Origin of the sequence: Streptomyces sp. NPDC006552, assembly GCF_040611655.1 — a bacterium.
Taxonomy (GTDB): Bacteria; Actinomycetota; Actinomycetes; order Streptomycetales; family Streptomycetaceae; genus Streptomyces.
In genome coordinates this window covers 85,427-105,758 of sequence record NZ_JBEXOS010000008.1, presented here as the reverse complement: position 1 = coordinate 105,758, position 20,332 = coordinate 85,427, and the positions used below count along the sequence as shown (strand labels likewise).

19 protein-coding genes and 1 riboswitch are annotated in these 20,332 nt (G+C 73.5%); of the genes, 6 read left to right on the top strand and 13 right to left on the bottom strand.

Annotation, left to right across the window (positions count from 1 at the left end; genetic code table 11):
- The first annotated feature begins 166 nt into the window (after window positions 1-166).
- Window positions 167-276, top strand: a riboswitch (cobalamin riboswitch).
- Window positions 277-367: 91 nt separating this feature from the next.
- Genes ABZY33_RS07620 through ABZY33_RS07600 form a run of 5 tightly spaced genes read left to right on the top strand, consistent with a single transcriptional unit; the run spans window position 368 to window position 5,864 of the window.
- On the top strand, window positions 368-1,606 hold the full coding sequence (locus tag ABZY33_RS07620) for a prenyltransferase/squalene oxidase repeat-containing protein (protein WP_356490566.1): 1,239 nt from the start codon (window positions 368-370) through the stop codon (window positions 1,604-1,606).
- Window positions 1,603-2,274 carry an SCO2322 family protein gene (locus tag ABZY33_RS07615; protein ID WP_356490565.1) on the top strand — a complete coding sequence of 224 codons (672 nt, stop codon included), beginning with the start codon at window positions 1,603-1,605 and terminating at the stop codon, window positions 2,272-2,274. Before ABZY33_RS07620 ends, ABZY33_RS07615 begins: the two co-directional genes overlap by 4 nt.
- 4 nt (window positions 2,275-2,278) lie before the next feature.
- Window positions 2,279-3,406: an energy-coupling factor transporter transmembrane component T gene (locus ABZY33_RS07610; protein WP_356490564.1), complete on the top strand. Its 1,128-nt coding sequence runs from the start codon at window positions 2,279-2,281 to the stop codon at window positions 3,404-3,406.
- Entirely contained in the window at window positions 3,403-5,016 is a 1,614-nt protein-coding gene (locus ABZY33_RS07605; protein ID WP_356490563.1) for an ATP-binding cassette domain-containing protein, read from the top strand. The genes ABZY33_RS07610 and ABZY33_RS07605 overlap by 4 nt, the downstream gene beginning before the upstream one ends.
- A complete protein-coding gene (locus ABZY33_RS07600) occupies window positions 5,013-5,864 on the top strand; it encodes an ECF transporter S component (protein ID WP_356490562.1) in 852 nt (283 codons plus the stop codon). Before ABZY33_RS07605 ends, ABZY33_RS07600 begins: the two co-directional genes overlap by 4 nt.
- Before the next feature lie 12 nt (window positions 5,865-5,876).
- Here ABZY33_RS07600 and ABZY33_RS07595 read toward each other — a convergent pair whose 3' ends face one another.
- Window positions 5,877-7,046, bottom strand: coding sequence for a steroid 3-ketoacyl-CoA thiolase (locus tag ABZY33_RS07595; RefSeq protein WP_356490561.1), 1,170 nt, complete (start codon window positions 7,044-7,046; stop codon window positions 5,877-5,879).
- Window positions 7,047-7,284: 238 nt separating this feature from the next.
- On the opposite strand from ABZY33_RS07595, the gene ABZY33_RS07590 reads away from it, so the two are divergent.
- Window positions 7,285-8,550: a cytochrome P450 gene (locus ABZY33_RS07590; RefSeq protein WP_356490560.1), complete on the top strand. Its 1,266-nt coding sequence runs from the start codon at window positions 7,285-7,287 to the stop codon at window positions 8,548-8,550.
- Between the two features lie 31 nt (window positions 8,551-8,581).
- Here ABZY33_RS07590 and ABZY33_RS07585 read toward each other — a convergent pair whose 3' ends face one another.
- From ABZY33_RS07585 to ABZY33_RS07530, 12 genes are all read right to left on the bottom strand, one after another.
- Window positions 8,582-9,793 (bottom strand): lytic transglycosylase domain-containing protein, encoded by a 1,212-nt coding sequence (locus ABZY33_RS07585; RefSeq protein WP_356490559.1) that lies wholly within the window; start codon window positions 9,791-9,793, stop codon window positions 8,582-8,584.
- A gap of 45 nt (window positions 9,794-9,838) precedes the next feature.
- Complete coding sequence (locus ABZY33_RS07580) at window positions 9,839-10,453, bottom strand: hypothetical protein (protein WP_356490621.1); 615 nt, start codon at window positions 10,451-10,453, stop codon at window positions 9,839-9,841.
- 347 nt (window positions 10,454-10,800) lie between these two features.
- The gene (locus ABZY33_RS07575; protein ID WP_356490558.1) at window positions 10,801-11,328 is read right to left on the bottom strand and encodes a nuclear transport factor 2 family protein; all 528 of its coding nucleotides are present in this window, start codon (window positions 11,326-11,328) and stop codon (window positions 10,801-10,803) included.
- Between the two features lie 11 nt (window positions 11,329-11,339).
- Complete coding sequence (locus ABZY33_RS07570; RefSeq protein ID WP_356490557.1) at window positions 11,340-12,227, bottom strand: hypothetical protein; 888 nt, start codon at window positions 12,225-12,227, stop codon at window positions 11,340-11,342.
- On the bottom strand, window positions 12,224-12,721 hold the full coding sequence (locus ABZY33_RS07565) for a hypothetical protein (protein ID WP_356490620.1): 498 nt from the start codon (window positions 12,719-12,721) through the stop codon (window positions 12,224-12,226). Before ABZY33_RS07565 ends, ABZY33_RS07570 begins: the two co-directional genes overlap by 4 nt.
- Entirely contained in the window at window positions 12,721-13,959 is a 1,239-nt protein-coding gene (locus ABZY33_RS07560; protein WP_356490556.1) for an MlaD family protein, read from the bottom strand. Before ABZY33_RS07560 ends, ABZY33_RS07565 begins: the two co-directional genes overlap by 1 nt.
- Window positions 13,956-15,137, bottom strand: a complete 1,182-nt coding sequence (locus ABZY33_RS07555; RefSeq protein WP_356490555.1) for an MCE family protein — start codon at window positions 15,135-15,137, stop codon at window positions 13,956-13,958. The genes ABZY33_RS07560 and ABZY33_RS07555 overlap by 4 nt, the downstream gene beginning before the upstream one ends.
- Window positions 15,137-16,138 (bottom strand): MCE family protein, encoded by a 1,002-nt coding sequence (locus ABZY33_RS07550; protein WP_356490554.1) that lies wholly within the window; start codon window positions 16,136-16,138, stop codon window positions 15,137-15,139. The genes ABZY33_RS07555 and ABZY33_RS07550 overlap by 1 nt, the downstream gene beginning before the upstream one ends.
- Before the next feature lie 10 nt (window positions 16,139-16,148).
- Complete coding sequence (locus ABZY33_RS07545; protein ID WP_356490553.1) at window positions 16,149-17,213, bottom strand: MCE family protein; 1,065 nt, start codon at window positions 17,211-17,213, stop codon at window positions 16,149-16,151.
- Window positions 17,213-18,274 (bottom strand): MCE family protein, encoded by a 1,062-nt coding sequence (locus ABZY33_RS07540; RefSeq protein ID WP_356490552.1) that lies wholly within the window; start codon window positions 18,272-18,274, stop codon window positions 17,213-17,215. Before ABZY33_RS07540 ends, ABZY33_RS07545 begins: the two co-directional genes overlap by 1 nt.
- On the bottom strand, window positions 18,271-19,527 hold the full coding sequence (locus ABZY33_RS07535) for an MCE family protein (protein WP_356490551.1): 1,257 nt from the start codon (window positions 19,525-19,527) through the stop codon (window positions 18,271-18,273). The genes ABZY33_RS07540 and ABZY33_RS07535 overlap by 4 nt, the downstream gene beginning before the upstream one ends.
- Window positions 19,524-20,330, bottom strand: a complete 807-nt coding sequence (locus ABZY33_RS07530) for an ABC transporter permease (RefSeq protein WP_356490550.1) — start codon at window positions 20,328-20,330, stop codon at window positions 19,524-19,526. The genes ABZY33_RS07535 and ABZY33_RS07530 overlap by 4 nt, the downstream gene beginning before the upstream one ends.
- Window positions 20,331-20,332: the final 2 nt, after the last annotated feature.

Below are 20,332 nucleotides of genomic sequence, written 5' to 3'. Positions count from 1 at the left end.
GCCGCTGTGGCAGACGCCTCATCGCGGCGTGCGGTCCGTCGTGGTCGCTCGCGCCGTTCCCCGCGCCCCTGAAGGGCGCCGCTGTGGCAGACGCCTCATCGCGGCGTGCGGTCCGTCGTCGTTGCTCGCGCCGTTCCCCGCGCCCCTGGGGAGCGCGTGGGGGCCGGTACAGTGGGGCGGTCGTCATATGCGCGTGTGAGGGGAAGCCGGTGGGAGTCCGGCGCTGATCCCGCAGCCGTGAAAGCCGGAATGCCTCGGACGCGTCGTGATCGGCTCAGGACCGTCGAGGCATACGGAACCGGAGCCGCCCGGTGCCCGTGTGTGCCGTGCCGCCCGGCTCCCCGCAGGGAGAGGCACCCGCCCCACCATGAACATTCGCCGCACCGCCGCGCTCGTCGCCGCGACCGTCGTGATCGGCGCCGTGAGCGCGCAGGCCGCGTTCGCAGACGGCGCGGACAGTGCCTCCCCCTCGCCGAAGACCGCCGTGCCCTCGGGCCTGTACGGAAAGACGGACCCCACCTACGACGGCGTGTGGCGCCAGTCCCTCGCCTTCGTCGCGCAGGACACGGCCGGGGTGCGCCCCGCCGCCAAGGCCGTCGACTGGCTCGCCGGGCAGCAGTGCGCCGACGGCGGCTTCGCGGCCTTCCGCGCCGACCCCGGCAAGGCCTGCGACGCCAAGACGCCCGTCGACAGCAACAGCACCGCCGCCGCCGTGCAGGCCCTGGCCGCCGTCGGCGGCCGGGACGAGGCCGTCACCAAGGGCGTCGGCTGGCTGAAGAAGAACCAGAACGACGACGGCGGCTGGGGCTACAACCCGGGCGGCGCCAGCGACGCGAACTCCACCTCCGTGGTGCTGGGCGCGCTCGCCGCCGCCGGTCAGCAGGGCGCCGACGTGACGTCGGGCCGCGGCAAGTCCGGCCTCGACGCCCTCGCCGCGCTCGCCCTGCCCTGCTCGGACGGCAAGAACGGCGGCGCCCTCGCCTACCAGCCGGACAAGAAGGGCAAGCTCGCGCCCAACGCCGACGCCACCGCCGCTGGTGTGCTCGGCGCGCTCGGCTCCGGCTTCGCCCCCGGCAAGGGCAAGGCCCCGGGCGCGTACACGTGTGACGGCGGCAAGAGCGCCGACGACCTCGCGCACAACGGCGCCGTCTACCTCCAGAACCAGCTCTCCACCCACCTGTACCTGAAGTCGCAGCTGGCCGGCGCCGAGGACCAGCCCGACTACGGCAACACCGCCGACGCGGTCGCCGCGGTCGCCGCCGCCGAGGGGATCAAGTACACGAAGGACCCCTACGCCTGGCTGGAGAAGAACGCGAAGGGCTGGGCCGCGCAGTCCGGGCCCGCCGCCTACGCCCAGCTGATCTTCGCGGCGCACGCCACCGGCAACGACCCGCACGACTTCGGCGGCACCGACCTGGTCGGCGCCCTGAACAAGACCGGCCCGGCGCCCGCCTCGGCGGACTCCGCCGACGACGGCGCGAAGAAGAAGGACGACAAGAGCGACGACGGCGGCGGCCTCGGCACCTGGTGGATCGTCGGCGTCATGTTCGTCGCCGCCGTCGGCGCCGGTTTCCTGCTCAGCGGCCGCAAGAAGCAGCAGCTGTGACCCGCGCAGGCAGCGCCGGGCTCGCCCTCGGCCTGCTCGTCGCGGTGCTCGGCCTGACCGCGGCCCCGGCGCAGGCCGCGGGGTACCGCTACTGGTCGTTCTGGGAGCGCGCCGGGCAGGCGTGGACGTACGCCTCGACGGGCCCGTCCGGGACCACGCCGGACGACGGCGACGTCCAGGGCTTCCGGTTCTCGGTGAGCGCGGACTCCAAGGACGCCGCGCAGCCGCGCGGCGCCGCCGACTTCGCCGAGATCTGCGCGCACACCCCGGCGCGCGACGGCGCCAAGCGCGTCGCCCTCGTCCTCGACTTCGGCACGGCGCGCGACGCCCCCGGCGCCGAGACGCCGCCGAAGCCGCGCACGGCCTGCGCGCGGGTCGGCGAGGACGCCACGTCGGCCGACGCGCTGGCCTCCGTCGCACGGCCGCTGCGCTACAACAGCAACGCGCTGCTCTGCGCCATCGCCGGCTACCCGCGGGCGGGCTGCGGCGAGCAGGTGGCGAAGGAGGGCGCGGAGTCCTCGGCCCCGGACGCCCCGGACGCCACGGACACCGCCGCCCCCGCCGGGTCCGCCCGCTCCGGTCCGTCCGTCGGTCTCGTCGCCGGTGTCGTCGTCGTCGCCGCGCTCGGTGCCGGTGCGATCTGGCAGGCCAAGCGCCGCCGCGGCTGACGCGATGACCCGCCGTACCCTGCGGGCCCCACGGGCCCACCGTTCCAACGCCGTGCACCCGGGTGCCTGGTGGATCTGGGCGCTCGGCCTCGCCGCCGCCGCGTCCCGCACGACGAACCCGCTGCTGCTCGCCCTGCTCATCGGCGTCGCCGGATACGTGGTGGCGGCGCGCCGCACCGAGGCGCCCTGGGCGCGTTCCTACGGGGCGTTCGTGAAGCTGGGCCTGGCCGTCATCGGCATCCGGCTCGTCTTCGCGACCGTCCTCGGCTCCCCCATCCCCGGTACACACCTGCTGTTCACGCTGCCCGAGGTGCCGCTGCCGCACTGGGCGCAGGGGGTGCGGATCGGCGGGAAGGTCACCCTGGAGGGCCTCGTCTTCGCGCTCTACGACGGCCTGAAGCTGGCGACGCTGCTGATCTGCGTCGGCGCCGCGAACGCGCTCGCCTCCCCCTCCCGGTTGCTGAAGTCCCTGCCGGGCGCCCTGTACGAGGCGGGGGTCGCGGTGGTCGTGGCGATGACGTTCGCGCCGAACCTGGTCGCGGACGTGCGCCGGCTGCGCGCGGCCCGGCGGCTGCGCGGCCGCCCGGACAGCGGGCTGCGCGGGCTGCTCCAGGTCGGACTGCCGGTCCTGGAGGGCGCGCTGGAACGCTCGGTGGCCCTGGCGGCGGCGATGGACGCGCGCGGCTACGGCCGCACGGCCGAGGTCGCCCCGGCCGTCCGCCGTACCACCGCGACGCTCACCCTGGCCGGTCTGATCGGCGTCTGCGCGGGCACGTACGGCCTGCTCGCCGCGGACGGCGCGGGCTACGGCCTGCCGGTCCTGCTGCTCGGTCTGGCCTCGGCGCTCGGCGGGCTGTGGCTGGGCGGGCGCCGCTCGGTGCGCACCCGCTACCGCCCCGACGTGTGGGGCGTGCGCGCCTGGCTGATCGCCGGGTCGGGGGCGGTGGCCGCCGCGGTCATGATCTGGAGCGGCGCCCGGGACCCGGCGGCGCTCCAGCCCCAGGTCGTCCCGCTCGCCACCCCGGCCCTGCCGCTCTGGCCGGCGGCCGGTGTCCTGCTCGCCCTGCTCCCGGCGTTCGTCGCCCCCGCCCCGCACCCCACGCCGAAGCAGCCGACGGAGGCCGCACAGTGATCCGCTTCGAGAACGTCTCCGTACGCTACGACGGCGCCGACCGCCCCACCCTCACCGGCATCGACCTCACGGTCCCCGAGGGGGAGCTGATGCTGCTCGCCGGGCCGTCGGGCGTCGGCAAGTCGACGCTGCTGGGAGCGGTCAGCGGGCTCGTGCCGCACTTCACCGGGGGCACGCTCGGCGGCCGGGTCACGGTAGCGGGCCGCGACACCCGTACGCACAAGCCGCGGGAGCTGGCCGACGTCGTGGGCACGGTGGGCCAGGACCCGCTCGCCCACTTCGTCACGGACACGGTCGAGGACGAACTGGCGTACGGCATGGAGTCACTGGGCCTGGCCCCTCCCGTGATGCGGCGCCGCGTCGAGGAGACCCTGGACCTGCTGGGCCTGGCCACGCTGCGCGAGCGCCCCATCGCGACGCTCTCCGGCGGGCAGCAGCAGCGGGTCGCCATCGGTTCGGTCCTCACCACGCACCCTCGGGTCCTGGTCCTGGACGAGCCGACGTCCGCGCTGGACCCGGCGGCGGCCGAGGAGGTGCTCGCGGTCCTCCAGCGCCTCGTCCACGACCTCGGGACCACCGTCCTGATGGCCGAGCACCGCCTGGAGCGGGTCGTGCAGTACGCCGACCAGGTCGCGCTGCTGCCGGCGCCGGGGAGCCCGCTGCGGGTCGGGGACCCGGCCACGGTGCTGGCGGACTCCCCCGTCTATCCGCCGGTGGTCGGGCTCGGCCTGCTGGCGGGCTGGGACCCGCTGCCGCTCACGATCCGCGACGCCCGGCGCGCGGCGACCGCCCTGCGCTCCCGTCTCGACGGACTGTCCCCGGCGGTGCGGCCCGGCGGCTCCGCCCCGCCCGGCGGCGCCCCCCTCGCCGCCGTCCGCGGCCTCGGGGTCCGCCGCGGCCGGGTGGAGGCGCTGCGGCGGGTGGACCTCGCGGTGGCGCCGGGGGAGATCGTGGCGCTGATGGGCCGCAACGGCGCGGGCAAGTCCACGCTGCTGTCCACGCTCGTCGGCATGGTCGGGGCGACGGCCGGCACGGTCACCGTCTGCGGCGCGGCCCCGCACCGCCTCTCCCCCCGCGACCTGGTCCGCAAGGTGGGTCTTGTCCCGCAGGAGCCCCGGGACCTGCTCTGCGCGGACACGGTGGCGGCGGAGTGCGCGGCGGCGGACAAGGACGCGGCCGCGGCGGCCGGCACCTGCCGGGAACTGCTGGACGGTCTGCTTCCCGGCATCGCGCCGGACACCCACCCCCGGGACCTCTCCGAGGGCCAGCGGCTCACCCTCGCGCTGGCGATCGTCCTGACGGCGGCCCCGCCGCTGCTCCTGCTCGACGAGCCGACGCGGGGCCTGGACTACGCGGCCAAGGCCCGGCTGACCGGCATCCTGCGCGACCTGGCCGCCGAGGGACACGCCATCGTCATGGCGACGCACGACGTCGAGCTGGCGGCGGAGCTGACCCACCGGGTGGCGATCCTCGCGGACGGCGAGATCGTGACGGACGGCCCGACCGCGGAGGTCGTGACGTCCTCCCCGTCCTTCGCCCCCCAGGTGGCCAAGGTCCTGGCCCCGCAACCATGGCTGACGGTCGGCCAGGTGGAGCGGGCCCTGTCATGACGCACGAGACCTCCCGCCCCCTGCCCGCGCGCGCGGGCCGCGCGGACCCCGTCCGCCTGGGCCCGCGCTCCGTCGCGGCCCTGCTCCTGGTGAGCGCCGTCGGCGTGGTCGCGATCGGCTGGCCGCTGATCACCGGCCCCGGCTCTCAGGTGAACGCGCACGCCCAGGACGCGCCCTGGCTCTTCGCGGGCCTGCTGGCCCTGCTGGTCGCGGTGGTCGCCGCCACGCTCTCCGAGTCCGGCCTCGGCCCCAAGGCGGTGGCGATGCTGGGCGTCCTGGCCGCCGCCGGGGCCGCCCTGCGCCCGATCGGCGCGGGCACCGCCGGGATCGAGCCGATGTTCTTCCTCATGGTGCTCAGCGGCCGGGTGCTGGGGCCGGGGTTCGGCTTCGTCCTGGGGTCGCTCAGCATGTTCGCCTCCGCCCTGCTCACCGGCGGGGTCGGCCCGTGGATGCCGTTCCAGATGCTCGCCATGGGCTGGTTCACGATGGGCGCCGGCCTGCTCCCGGCGCCGTACCGGCTGCGCGGCCTCGCCGAGCGGGCGATGCTCGCCGTCTACGGCTTCCTCGCCGCCTTCGCGTACGGCACGCTGATGAACCTGGCCGGCTGGCCCTTCATGAACGCCCTCGCTTCCTCGGTCGCCTACCGGCCGGACGCGGCGCTCCACGAGAACCTCACCCGGTTCCTCGCGTACTGCCTGGCCACGTCGCTCGGCTGGGACCTGGGCCGGGCGGCTCTCACCGTCGTGCTCACGCTGACGGTCGGCGGTGCGGTCCTGAAGGCGCTGCGACGCGCTACCCGGCGGGCCGCCTTCGCGGCGCAGGTCGTTTTCGACGAGGACGCGGGGTGAGGGGCTCCGCCGCTACAGCCGCTGGATGATCGTCCCCGTGGCGAGCGCGCCGCCCGCGCACATGGTGATGAGCGCGAACTCCTTGTCCCGGCGCTCCAGTTCGTGCAGGGCGGTGGTGATGAGCCGCGCTCCCGTGGCGCCGACCGGGTGGCCGAGGGCGATGGCGCCGCCGTTCACGTTGACCTTCTCCAGGTCCTGTTCGAAGACGCGGGTCCAGCTCAGCACGACCGACGCGAACGCCTCGTTGATCTCGACGAGGTCGATGTCCTTGAGGGTCATGCCGGCCTTGCCGAGCACGGCCCGGGTGGCGTCGACGGGGCCGTCCAGGTGGAAGTGCGGGTCCGAGCCGACCAGCGCCTGCGCCACGATCCGGGCCCGCGGTTTGAGTTTCAGGGCGCGGGCCATCCGCTTGGACGCCCACAGGAGGGCGGCGGCGCCGTCGGAGATCTGCGAGGAGTTGCCCGCCGTGTGCACGGCGGTCGGCATGACCGGCTTCAGTCCGGCGAGCCCCTCCGGGGTCGTGTCGCGCAGCCCCTCGTCCCGGTCGACCAGGCGCCACATGCCCTGCCCGGCGCCCTGTTCCTCCTCGGTGGTGGGGACCTGCACGGCGAACGTCTCGCGCTTGAAGCGCTCCTCGGCCCAGGCGACGGCGGCCCGCTCCTGCGAGGCGAGCCCGAGCGCGTCGACGTCCGCGCGGGTCAGCCCCCGGTGCTGCGCGATGCGCTCGGCGGCCTGGAACTGGTTGGGCAGGTCCACGTTCCACTCGTCGGGGAACGGCTTGCCAGGACCGTGCTTGGACCCCGACCCGAGCGGGACCCGTGACATGGCCTCGACGCCGCACGAGATGCCGACGTCGATGACGCCCGCCGCGATCATGTTGGCGGTCAGGTGGGCGGCCTGCTGCGAGGAGCCGCACTGGCAGTCGACGGTGGTGGCGGCGGTCTCGTAGGGCAGGCCCATCGCGAGCCAGGCCGTGCGCGCGGGGTTCATGGACTGCTCGCCCGCGTGCGTGACCGTGCCGCCGACGATCTGCTCGACGCAGTCGGCGTGGATGCCGGTGCGCCCGAGCAGCTCCCGGTACGTCTCGCCCAGCAGGTACGCGGGGTGGAGGTTGGCCAGCGCGCCCCCGCGCTTGCCGATCGGCGTACGTACGGCTTCGACGATGACGGGCTCGGCTGCCATGGCGGTCGTCCTCTCACGCTTCCCGGACCAGCAGGACCAGAACCGGCACGGGCGCCGCGCGCGAAACTAGAACGCGTACCAGTTCTCCGTGCAGTCTCGATGTGATTACCCCGGGTACGCAAGGGGCGTGCAGCACCGCGCACGGAACCGGCACCGCCGCGCCTCTTGCCACTTCTAGAACGCGTTACTACCTTTCCAGCCAGAACTGACGCCCTGTCAGAACACCCGGGAGTGACCCATGCCGTGCCCCGCGCTGCCCGACGGGTTCGACTTCACCGACCCCGATCTGCTGCAAGAACGCGTGCCCCACCCGGAGTTCGCGCGGCTGCGGCAGAGCGAACCGGTCCGCTGGATCGCCCAGGAGCCGGGGATCTCCGGCTTCGACGACGCGGGGTACTGGGCGGTGACCCGGCACGCCGACGTCAAGTACGTCTCCACCCACCCGGAGCTGTACTCCTCGAACCTCAACACGGCCGTGATCCGCTTCAACTCCTCGATCCAGCGCGACCAGATCGAGGTCCAGAAGATGATCATGCTGAACATGGACCCGCCGGAGCACACCCGGGTCCGCCAGATCGTGCAGCGCGGCTTCACCCCGCGCGCCATCCGCTCCCTGGAGGAGACGCTGCGCGCCCGCGCCCGGTCCATCGTCGCCGCCGCGCTGCGGCGGGCGGGGCCGGACGGCTCCTTCGACTTCGTGACGGACGTGGCGGCCGAACTGCCCCTTCAGGCCATCGCCGAGCTGATCGGCATCGCGCAGGAGGACCGCGCCCGGGTCTTCGACTGGTCCAACAAGATGGTGGCGTACGACGATCCGGAGTACGCCATCACCGAGGAGATCGGCGCCGAGGCGGCGATGGAGATCGTCGGCTACGCGATGAACCTCGCCGCCGCGCGCAAGGAGTGCCCGGCCAAGGACATCGTCAGCCAACTGGTGGCGGCCGAGGACGAGGGGAACCTCTCCTCCGACGAGTTCGGCTTCTTCGTGATCCTGCTCGCGGTCGCCGGGAACGAGACGACCCGCAACGCGATCACCCACGGCATGCACGCGTTCCTGACCCACCCCGGCCAGTGGGAGCTGTACCGGCGCGAGCGCCCGTCCACCACCGCCGAGGAGATCGTGCGCTGGGCGACGCCCGTCGTCTCCTTCCAGCGCACCGCGGTCCAGGACACCGAGCTGGGCGGCCGGAAGATCCGCGCGGGCGAGCGCGTCGGCCTCTTCTACTCCTCGGCCAACCACGACCCGGAGGTCTTCGAGCGCCCGGACGCCTTCGACATCACCCGGGACCCCAATCCGCATCTCGGCTTCGGCGGCGGCGGACCGCACTTCTGTCTCGGCAAGTCCCTCGCCGTCCTGGAGATCGACCTGATCTTCGGCGCCCTCGCCGACGCGGTGCCGGACCTGCGCCTGGCGGGCGACCCGCGCCGGCTCCGCGCGGCCTGGCTCAACGGCGTCAAGGAGCTCAGGGTCCGCACCGGCCGCGCGGCGGGTCCGCGCGGCTGACGGCGCCGCGCCCGGCGGAGTGCCGGGCAGATCAGGCGGTGGGCGTGGGGCAGGGGGACGGCGTGTCCGAGGGGCCGGGGGACGGCGAGCCGGTCGGGCCGGGCGCGTCCGTCGGGGACGCGGTGTCGCTCGGACAGCCGGTGGGTGTGCCCGGGTCGGTCGGCTCCTCGGTGGTGGGCTCGTCCGTCGTCGGCGGATCGGTGGGGGGCGTCGTCGGCGGCGGGTCGGTGGGCGGGACGCCGGTGTCCGAGGGACCCGGGGTCGGGGACGGGCTCGGGCTCGGCCGGCCGGGCGGTTTCGGGGTGGTGCTCGGACGCGGGCTCTGCGTCGGGTCGGGCCCGATGACGATCCCGCCCCCGCCCTTCCCGCCGCCGGGGTGGTGGCCCACCGGCGCGGTCGCCGGGGTCCTGGACCCGGCTCCGGGGGTGTCCGGGACCACGCCGCGGCCGTCGGGCACGGTGTGCACGCCCTCGCGGTAGAACTCCAGCCAGTACAGGACGAGGTGGAGGTAGTCCTGGGAGTAGTTGTAGCTGAGGACGGCCCGGTCGCGGCCGGCCGTGGTGCTCACGTCGCGGTCGCCCGCGCACAGGTAGTGCCCGGCGCCGAGAGCGGCGTCGAAGATGTTGTTGGGGTCGGCGCGCCCGTCGCCGTTGCCGTCGGCGCCCCAGCGGCGCCAGGTCCCGGGCAGGAACTGCATCGGCCCGACGGCCCGGTCGTAGACGCTGTCGCCGTCCCAGGCGCCGCCCTCGCTGTCCCGGATCAGGGCGAAGCCGTCGCCGTTCAGGGCGGGTCCGGTGATCCGGTGGCGGGTGGTGCCCGCCGCGTCGACGTCGCCGCCGCGGGCCTGTCCCGACTCGACCTTGCCGATCGCCGCGAGCAGCTGCCACGGCAGGCGGCAGCCCGGATCGGTGCGGGCGACGGCGGTCTCGGCGCGGCGGTAGGCGGCGAGGACCGTAGCCGGGATGCCGGACTGGGTGCGCAACTGCCGCACCGCGTACGTCATGTTCGGCACCTGCGGGGTGTCCAGGGGCGGCAGTTCGGTGTGGTACGAGTCGTCTCCCTGTGCGGGGACGGACGGCAACTGCTCGGTGGCGGCGGCGGGTTCGCCGCTGTCCGGGACCGGCTGCCGCGCAAGCTCCGCGACGACGTCGGGTGCCTGGGACGCGGTCAGCAGCGCGGTCGCGGCGACGGCCACGGCGGTGCCGCACAGGCGGCGGCGCAGTCGGGTTCGCGGGGTTCGCATGAGGCCCTTTCTGTCCGTTCGGTCCGGGTACGGCTCGGGCGCGGCTCAGCCGCCGAAGGTGTCGAGCGCGGAGACCAGCCAGCGGCCGTCCCGGTGGACGAGGTCGACGGCGAGCATCGCGCCCGCGTAGTTGGCGGCGTCCTTCGCCTTCGCCGCCGTGCTGGTGCTGCTCTGGTCGGCGTAGACGAGGACCCGGGCGCGGTCGCCGTCGATGCGTTCCACGGCGCTGTCGGTGACGGTCGTGGTGACGACCGTCTTCTGTTCCTGCGCCTGCGCCAGTACCGGGGCGAGGAGGGTCCGGTGCTGGGCGACGGCCTTGCCGGTGAGGTAGGTGGCGGCGGCCTTCTTCTCGGCGGCGGGGTCGGCGTGGTCGTAGGAGAACAGGGCGTTGACGGCCTTGCCCGCCGCGCCCTTGACCTCGCTGGTGCGGGCGGCGTCGGTGAGCGCGGTGTTGCCGGTTGCCGCGTCGTCCTCCAGGGCGCGGGTCTGCGCGTACGCCCAGCCGGCGAAGGCGCCCAGGAGGAGGGTGAGGAGGCAGAGCGCGGCGAGGAGCCGCCGGCGGGCAGGCCGCCCCGTCTCCTCCGCGGATGCGCTGCGCGGCCTGCGCCGGGAGGCCCTGCCGGCTGGGGGCGCGGTGTCCGTGCCGGTGCCGGTGCCGATGCTGGCGCTGGTGCTGGCGCTGGTGCTGGTGCTGGTGTCAGTGCCAGTGCCGGTGTCAGTGCCGGTGCTGGTGTCAGTGCCGGTGCTGGTGTCAGTGCCGGTGCTGGTGTCAGGTCCGGTGCTGGTGTCAGGTCCGGTGCTGGTGCTGGTGTCCGTGCCAGTGCCGGTGTCCGTGCTGGTGCTGGTGCCAGCACCTGTGCCAGTGCCGGTGTCGGTGCCAGCGGCAGCGCCGGTGCCTGGGGGTGGAGCCGTGCCCGTTGCCGTGGCGGTGGTGGGGCGTTGGGCCAGTCGGCGGCGGCGGTTGATGGTGTGGCGGGTCGTGGTCGGCATCCCTCGGTCCTTTCCGGTCAGTCGGTGGTCGCGGTGGAGCCGACCTGTGCCTGGCCGAGGGCGCTGAGCTTCCAGTGGCCGTCGGTGCGGGTCAGTTCGCCGAGCATGCGGCTGTCCTTGTCGGTGGCCTGCTGTCCCGAGGCCCGTACGGTGACGCGCAGGGCGACCATGACGCGGGCGCGGCCCGCCCGTTCGTCGAGTTCCGTCACGGCGCCGGAGAGCACCTTGGCCGTACTGATCGTCTTGGCGCTCTGCACCTGCTGGGTGAACTCGCCGCGGCCCTTGACCAGTTGGCTGTGCAGGTCGCCCGTGGTCGAGCTCTCCCAGAGGTCGAGGCCGGCCCCGAGTCTGCGGTGGTCGAGGGTGCTGAGGTTCTGCACCGCCTGCTCCCCCGCCTCCAGGGCGTCGTCGCGGGCGGCGGCGTACCCGGCGGAGTCGTCGTGCGCGGCCGCGTACCAGGACCAGCCGGCCCATGCGGCGACGCCGCCCGCGAGGAGGGTGAGTGCCAGCGCGGCGGCGAGCAGCGGCTGCGTGAACCGGTCCATGCGCGCCCCTTTCATCGGGCCTTGATGTCGACGATCTGCCAGACGTCGTCGTGGAGTCGGGCGGTGACGGACAGCTGGGCGGCGGAGGTCGTGGGCTTCTTCGTGCCGCGCCGCGCGGTCTGGTCGAGGAAGACGAGCAGGTGGGCGGTGGAGCCGCGGAGGCTGACCGTGCCGACGCGCACGCTCTGCGTGGTGAGGGTGACGTGCTCGCTGCGCACGTTCTTCTCGACCTGCGCGAAGAGGCGGGTGTACTGCTGGGCGGCCCGGCCCGACAGCGCGGTGCGGGCCGAGCGTGCGGTGGCCTCGGTGCCGCCCGGGGTGTAGGAGAACACCTTGGCGAGGGCGCTGCTCACGTCGCCGTTGACGCGGGTGGTGGCCTCGACGTCGGTCAGCGCGTGGTTCCCGGCGGCGGGGTCGGTGCGCAGCTCATGGGCCCGGTACAGCAGCGTGCCGCCCGCACCGGCGAGCAGCACGGCCCCGGCGACGACCCCGACGAGCCCGCGCCGCGCCCGCACGGACCGGCTCACGCCGGCGAACCACCCACCGTGCTCCGCGTCCGCGGCGGAGCCGGGGGTCTCGGCGGGGCCCGGGTCCGCCTCCGCTGCCGGGTCCTGGTCCGGGCCGGTGTTCCCGGCGCCCGGGACGTGGTCCGGCTCCCCGCCCGGGGTCAGCACCCGCACGTCCGGGTCCTGGTCCTGGTCCTGGCCGGTGTTCCCGGCGCCCGGGACGTGGTCCGGCTCCCCGCCCGGGGTCAGCACCCGCACGTCCGGGCCCTGGTCCTGGTCCGGGCCGGTGTTCCCGGCGCCCTGGACCTGGTCAGGCTCCTCCCCGTCCGGGGTCGGCACCCGCGCGTCCGGGTCCTGGTCCCTGCTGAGGCCGAGGGCCGTTTTCTCCGTCATCCGGACACCTCCGTCACCGGCACCGCGTTGAGCGTCTTCACCTTCCACGTGCCGGCGGCGTCCCGGGTGAGGACCGCTTCCAGCCGTTTGCGGTCGGCCGCGGCGGTGCCGCCGCCCTTCGGGGTCGTCTCCACGCGAACCGTCGCGATGAGCTTCGCCGTGCCGGCCCGGTCGTCGAGCGCGGTGAGCGCCGCGTCCGTGACGACGCCGCGCGAGGACGCCCCGGAGTCCGGGGCGAGCCGGCCGAGCCGGGTGCGCAGCGGGCCCGAGGTGACGCCCTTCCAGGTGGTGACCCCGGCCCGGGCGTGCGCGGCCGTCGACGCGTCCAGCGTGGTCAGCGTCGCGACCGCCGCGCGCCCGTCGGTGAGCGCCGCGTCCCGGGCCCGGCCGTACGCGAGGTCGTCGTCCCCCCGCGCCTGCGCGTACGACCAGGCCCCGGTCCCGCACAGCGCGAGCGACACGGCGAGCCCCACCCCCGCGAGGGCCCGGCGCATCATGAGCCGCTCCCGGTGCGGGAGTCCAGGCCGAGCAGGCCCTGCATGCCGGGGGGCGACGCGGCCGCGCCGGGCTCCGCGACCGAGGGCAGCGACAGCGCCCCGGGCCGGGCCGGCTCGGGCACCTTGCCGCTGCCCGGCGCGTGGGCCGAGCCGCGGACGCCGGTGCCGCCGGCGGCCGGGGCCGTGCAGCGGGCCCCGGTGTTGAGGGCGGGCGCCGCGCTCAGATCCGTACCCAGGCGGTACTGCGTGCCGCCGTACCCGGCGGTGCAGGGCAGGGGTTTGAAGAAGGTGACCGCCATGCCGAGGTTGACCTGCTTTCCGTCGACGGCCGTGGCCCCCGCGGCGACGGCCTGCGGGAGCTTCACGAGGAGTTCCTCGGTGCCGCGCTGGCGGGTGACGGCGACCTCGGAGGTGGTGAGGAGGTTGGCGAGGACGACGCCGAGCTCGGGGTTCATGTCCCGCAGCACGCCGCTGAGCTGGGTGGCGGCCTCCGGCGCCGCCATGACCAGGCGGCGCAGGTCCGCGTCGGAGCCCTTCAGGGTCGCCGCCAGCTCCTTCGCCCCGCCGGCGAAGTCCTTGATGGCCGCGCTCTCTTCGGCCTGGGTGCGCAGCACGACCTCGCCGTCGTCGATGAGCCGGGTGGTCTGCGGCAGGGCCCGGTCGGCGGCCTGGACGAAGTCGGAGCCGTTGTCCAGCAGGAGCTGGAGGTCCTCGCCGCGCCCCTCGAATGCCTTGCCGAACTCGTCGACCACCGTGCGCAGCGAGTCCAGCGGCACCGACGTGGTCAGGTCGTCGACGCTGGCGAGGACGTCCGTGACGGGCCGCGGCACGCTGGCCGCGGTCCGGTCGATGTGCGCGCCGTCGGCGAGGTAGGGCCCGTCGGCGCGGTCGGGGCGCAGGTCGATGTACTGCTCGCCGACCGCCGACAGGCTCGCGACGACGGCCTTGGCGTCGTCGGGGATGTGCGGCGCGGACTTCTTGATGCGCAAGGAGGCCTCGACGCCGTCCGGGGTGAGGTCGATGGCGCCGACGCGGCCCACCGAGACCCCCCGGTAGGTGACGTCGGAGTGGGTGAACAGGCCGCCGGTGCGCGGGAGTTCGACCTTGACGGTGTAGTAGTCGGCGGCCCCGACGTAGCGGCCGAGGTCGGCGTAGCGGATGCCGAGGAAGGCGAGGACGAGGACGGCGATGACGAGGAAGGCGAGGTTCTTGAGCCGGACCGCGAGAGTGATCACCGGGCGCCTCCGCTCGACGGCAGGGGCAGCGGCGACGGCTTCTCCGCAGACCCCGTATTCGTGGCCCCCTTCTTCGTCGTCCCCTTCTGAACGGTCGCCGTGGGGGTCGGCGACGGGGAGGCGGGCGCCTCGGTGAGCGGCGGGACGAGGGTGGTGCCCGGCTCGGCGGTGAGGTCGAGGTAGGCGTTCAGGTAGTCGCCCTTGATGCCGCGCAGCACCTCGTCGGTGAACGGGTAGGTGAGCAGCACCTGGAGCGAGTCGGGCAGGTCCTTGCCGGAGTCGGCGAGCGCCTTGAGGGTGGGGGCGATCGCCTTGAGGTCGGCGACCATGTCGGCCTTCCCGGTGTCGATGGTGTCCACGGCGACCCCGTGGAGCCGGTCCAGGGAGCGCAGCATCGTCATCAGCGAGCCGCGCTGCTTCTCCAGGGTCTTGACGCCGGGCGAGAGGTCGGTGAGCACGGTCCCGACGTCCTCCTTGCGGTGCGCGAGGGTGGCCGACAGCCGGTTGACGCCGTCGAGGGCGGCGGTGATGGAGCCGCGGTGGTCGTCGAGGTCGGTGACGAGGGTGTTCACGCGGCGCAGGGTGGAGCGGACGTCGCTCTCGCGGCCGCCGATGGCGGAGTTGAGTTCGGTGGTGATGGTCTTGAGCTGGTTGACGCCGCCGCCGTTGAGGAGCAGGGACAGGGCGCCGAAGACCTCTTCGACCTCGGTGTTGCGCCCGGTGCGCGAGAGCGGGATGCGGGCTCCCGCGCCGAGCGAGCCGGTGCCGTCCCTGGGCGCGACGAGCTGGACGTACTTCTCGCCGAGCAGGCTGGACTGTTCGAGCCGGGCGCCGGTGCCGGCCGGCAGGCGGACGTCGCCGTTGACCCGCATCGTCACGCGCGCGGACCAGGTGTCGCCGTCGCTGAGCGCGATGCCGGTGACGCGGCCCACCGCGACGTCGTTGACCTTGACCGCGGACTGCGGGACGAGGCTCAGGACGTCCCGCATGTCGGCGGTGATCGTATACGGGTGGGAGCCGAGGTCGGCGCCGCCGGGCAGCGGCAGGTCGGCGACGCCGCCGAAGGTGGGTGTCGGCACGGAGATGACGCCGAGGGTGAGCAGGAACGCCGTGGTGACGGAGAGCGCGCCGACGGCCACCACCCCGGTGCGGACCCTCGTCCGCCGGGAGGCCGCCATCACTGGTCACCGCCGACCGCGGGCAGCGGGAGGAGCGGGCCGCCCATGCTGATCTCGTTGAGGTTCGCCCGGCCGGCCAGGGTGCGGGTCTTGGGGTCGTACGCGCCCAGGACGTTGCCGGCGGCCAGCGGTGCGACGTCCAGCGCCTCGGCGAGGGAGGCCCGCTGGTCGACGAGGGTCTGGGTGAGGGGCACGAGCCGCTCCACGTTCTTCTTCAGTTCGCCCCGGTTGTCCCTGATGAAGGTCTTGACCTGGCCGAGGGCCGCGCCGAGTTCCTTCAGGGCGCCCGCGAGGTCGTCCTTGTTGTCGGCGAAGTAGCCCGTGACGTCGTCGAGGTTCTCCTGCGCGGTGCGCACCCCGCCGTCCTTCTCCTTGAGCATCGTGGTGAACGTCTGGAGCTGGGCGAGGGTGGTGAACAGGTCGTCACTGCTGCCGTTGAGGGTCTTGGCGGCCTTGCCGAACTGCTCGATGGTGTCGCCCATCGCGGCCCCGTTGCCCTTGAGGTTCTTCGCCCCGGTGTCGAGCAGCCCGGACAGGGCGCCCTCGGCGTTGGCGCCGCCGGGTCCGAGCGCCTTGCTCAGCTCGGTGACGCTGTCGTAGAGCTGGTCGACCTCGACGGGGGTGCGGTTGCGGGACGCGGGCAGCGTCGCCCCGTCGCGCAGGGCGGGCCCGTCGGTGTAGGCGGGGGTGAGTTGCACGTACCGGTCGGCGACGACGCTCGGCGCGACGGCGACGGCGCGGGCGCCGGCCGGCACCTTCACCCCGTCGTCGATGCCGAGGACGACCTTGACCCGGGTGCCTTCGGGCCGCACGGACTCCACCTTGCCGACCCGGACCCCGAGGACGCGCAGGTCGGATCCGGCGTAGATGCCGACGGCGCGGTCGAAGTAGGCGGTGACGCGGGTGCCGGAGGAGCCGGCGGCGCGGACCCCGACGATCCCGGCGGCGATCAGCAGGGCGAGCGCGACCCCGCCGACCAGCAGTTTCCCGCGTGCGGTCATCGTCCCCATGTCAGCCACCGGCCTTCACGTCGTACGTCCCGTTCTTCGGCGGCATGCAGGAGGTCTTGGGCAGCGAGGAGGCGGGCAGGTAGCCGCGGGGCACGACACCGCACAGGTAGCTGTCGAACCAGCGGCCGTTGCCGAGGGTGTTGCCGATCAGCCGGTAGTACGGGCCGACGAGGGCGAGGGTCTTGTCGAGCTTGCCCTGGTTCTTCTCCAGCACGTCGGTGACCCGGCCGAGCGCCTTCAGGGTCGGGTCCAGCTGCTTCTCGTTGTCGTCGACGAGCCCGCCCAGCTCCCGGCCGAGCGCCTCGCTGCCGCTGAGCAGCGCCTTGATGGCGGTGCGCCGCTTCTTCAGCTCGCCGAGGAGCGAGCCGCCGTCGTCGATGAGCGTCTCGAAGCTCGACTTCTTGGTCTGGAGCGTCTTGGTCAGCTTCTTGCTGCCCGCGAGGAGCTGAGCGAGTTGCGTGTCGCGCGACGACACGGTCTTCGACAGCGCGGACAGGCCCTTGACGGCCGCCTTCACGTCGGGCGGGGAGTCCTTGAAGGTCTCGGAGATCGTCTCGAAGCTCGTGGCGAGCTGCTTGGTGTCGATCTCGTCGATGGTGCCGCTGAGGTCCTCGAACGCCTCGGTGACGTCGTAGGGGGAGGTGGTGCGCGACAGCGGGATGCGGTTGTCCGGGTTCTGCCGCTCGCCGCCGACCGGGTCGAGGGCGACGTACTTCTCGCCGAGCAGGGTCTTGATGGCGATGGCGGCGGTGGTGCGGTCGCCGATCCAGGTGTTGTCGTCCTCGATCTCGAAGGAGACCTTCACCTTGTTCCCGTCGAGCGCGACGCCGGTGACGGTGCCGACCTTGACGCCGGCGATGCGCACCTCGTCGTCGTCGCCGAGCCCGGCGGCCTCGCTGAAGTCGGCGGTGTAGGTGGTGCCACCGCCGATGACGGGCAGGCTGTGCGCGTTCATCGCGGCGAACCCGATGAGCGCGAGCACCACCAGGCCGACGACGGCGACGGCGACGGGGTTGCGCTCCTTGACGGGCTTGAGCCGGGGCCGCCTCAGGTCCGGGGTCCGCATCACTGGCACCTCGCTTCGGTGACGGCGATGCCGGTCGGCGGCTTCGACCCGTCGGACATTTTCAGGCCGCCGACCTTCGCCTCGCAGAGGTAGAGGTTGAACCAGGACCCGTACGAGGACAGCCGGGACAGGGCGGTGAGCTTGGCGGGGGTCTTGTCGAGGAAGTTCTCGATCTGCGGGATGCCGTCACCGAGCGAGGTGGACAGCCGGCCCAGCTGGTGGATGTCGTCCTTCAGCGGGGCGCGCGTGTCCTGGAGGAACCCGGCGGTGACCGTGGTCAGCTCCCCCATGGCCTCGACGGCGTCGCCGAGCGGTTTGCGGTCCTCGTTGAAGCCGGTGACCAGCTGCTGGAGGGTGGTGACGAGGTCGTCGAACTGCGCCTCGCGGTCGTTGATGGTCGTCAGGACGTCGGTCAGGTTCCCGACGACCTCGCCGATCACCTTGTCCTTGGCGGCGACGGTCGTCGACAGCGAACCGACGTGCTCGATGAGGCTGTCGACGGTGCCGCCCTCGCCCTGGAGGACCTTCACGATGGAGCCGGCGAGGTCGTTGACGTCGTGCGGGGACAGCCCTTCGAAGAGCGGCTTGAACCCGTTGAAGAGCAGGGTCAGGTCGAGGGCGGGGGTGGTGCGGCCGAGCGGGATGGTGTCGCCGTCCGCGAGCCGCGACGTGCCGCCGCCGGTGCCGCGCTCCAGGGAGACGTACCGCTGGCCGACCATGTTGAGGTACTTCACGGCGGCCGTGGTCGTGCCGGGCAGCGCCCGGTCGTCGGTGACGGTGAAGGTGACCTGGGCGGTGCGCCGGTCGACGACGCGCACGTCCGTCACCTCCCCGACCTTGACGCCGGAGATCCGGACGCCGTCGCCGTCGACGAGCCCGGTGACGTCGGTGAACAGCGCCTTGTACGTGGTCGCGTCGGTACCCACCCCGGTGTTGGCGATGCTCAGGCCGAGCACGGTGGTGGCCAGCGCGGTGACCACGACGAAGACGAGGGACTTCACGAGCGGCCCGGTCAGGGACCGCCGTCGCACGTGCCGGAACTCGGCGTCCTCGGAGCTCACTTGAGCTTCACCTCCGTCCCCCGGTAGACGGGCCCCGCGAGCAGGCTCGACCAGTCGGGCAGGTCGTCCGGCGCGGCCTTGGCGCCGGGCGCGATCAACTCGTTCACCAGGTCGTTCTCCTGCGGCGAGTTGGCGGGGCCGAGGTCCTGCCCGGCGGAGGCGGTGGCGGTGACGGGCGCCTTGGCGGTGGCCGCGCCGAGGTAGGGCACCGGGTAGCAGTGCGGGCCGCCGCCCGCGGTGTACGCGGGAGTGTCGGTCCCCGGGGTGTAGCTCCCCCGCGACGGCACGGTGGTGACGTCGACGTGCAGTCCCGGCTGGTCCGTACCCTTGCCGAGCGCCTTGTCCATGCGCGGCACGAAGTCGGCGAGGGTGCGCAGGGTGCACGGGAAGGACGAGGAGTACTTCGCGAGCAACTGGAGGGTGGGCCGGGAGGTGGCGGAGAGCCGGATGATGTTGTCCTTGTTGGCTCGCAGGAAGGCGTCCAGGTCCTCGGCGGCCCGGGTCGTGCCCCCGTAGGCCGCGGCGAGATCGCTCTCCTTCTCGGCGAGCGTGCCGCTGGTGGTGGTGAAGTCGGTGAGCGCGTCGATGATGCCGGGCGCGGCGTCGGCGTAGACGTGGCTGACCTCGACGAGCTGCTTCAAGTCCTCGTTCAGGGTCGGCAGGTTCGGGTTGAACTTGCGCAGGTGGGCGTCGAGTTGGGTGAGCGTGTCACCGAGCTGGCTGCCCCGTCCCTCCAGCGCCTGGGAGACGGCGGAGAGGGTGGACGACAGCTTCTGCGGCTGGACGGCGGTCAGCATCGGCAGCACGTCGTCGAGGACCTGCTGGAGTTCGACGGCGTTGGCGGAACGGTCCTGCGGGATGGTGTCCCCCGCCGCGAGCGTCCGCGTGCTGGGCTCGCTCGGCGGCACCAGGGCGACGTAACGCTCCCCGAAGAGGGTCGTCGGCAGCATCTGGGCGCGGACGTCGTCGGGGATCGAGTCGAGGGCGCCCGGTTCGAGGGCGAGGGTCAGGCGGGCGCCGGTGGGCGTGGCGTCGATGTCGCGCACCTCGCCGAGGACGACGCCGCGCAGCTTCACCTCGGCGCCGAGGTGCATCTCGTTGCCGACGCTGCCGGTCTCCACGACGACGCGGTCGGAGGCGACGAAGTCCTTGTTGTAGACGGCGACGGCGAGCCAGATGAGCAGCGCGGGCACGACGAGGAAGACGATGCCGGCGAGCCTGCGGCGGAGGGTGTCCGTGCTGGTCTTCGTCACCCCGCCACCTTCACGGTCGTGGTCGCGCCCCACAGGGCCAGCGACAGGAAGAAGTCCGTGACGGAGATCAGCACGATGGCGTTGCGCACGGACCGGCCCACGGCGATGCCCACACCGGCGGGGCCGCCGCTGGCGCGGTACCCGTAGTAGCAGTGGGCGACGATCACCATGACGCTGAAGATGAGCACCTTCAGCACGGACAGCAGGACGTCCGTCGGTGACAGGAAGAGGTTGAAGTAGTGGTCGTACGTTCCTTGCGACTGGCCGTTGAAGACGACGGTCACCAGGCGCGAGGCGACGTAGGAGGAGAGCAGCCCGATCGCGTAGAGCGGGATGATGGCGACGACGCCGGCGATGATGCGGGTGGTGACGAGGTAGGGCAGGGAGCGCACGCCCATGCCCTCCAGCGCGTCCACCTCTTCGTTGATCCGCATGGCGCCGAGCTGCGCGGTGAAACCGGCGCCGACGGTGGCGGAGAGGGCGAGGCCCGCGACCAGCGGGGCGATCTCGCGGGTGTTGAAGTAGGCGGAGACGAAGCCGGTGAAGGCGGCGGTGCCGATCTGGTCGAGGGCCGCGTACCCCTGGAGGCCGACGACCGTGCCGGTCGCCGCGGTCATCGCGATCATCACGCCGATGGTGCCGCCGATGACACCGAGGCCGCCGGAGCCGAAGGCGACCTCGGCGAGGAGGCGCTGCACCTCTTTCGTGTACCGGACCAGGGTGCGCGGGATCCACAGCAACGCACGTATATAGAAGAGGAGTTGGTCGCCGCTGCGGTCGAGACGTTCGAGGGGGGAGGTCATGA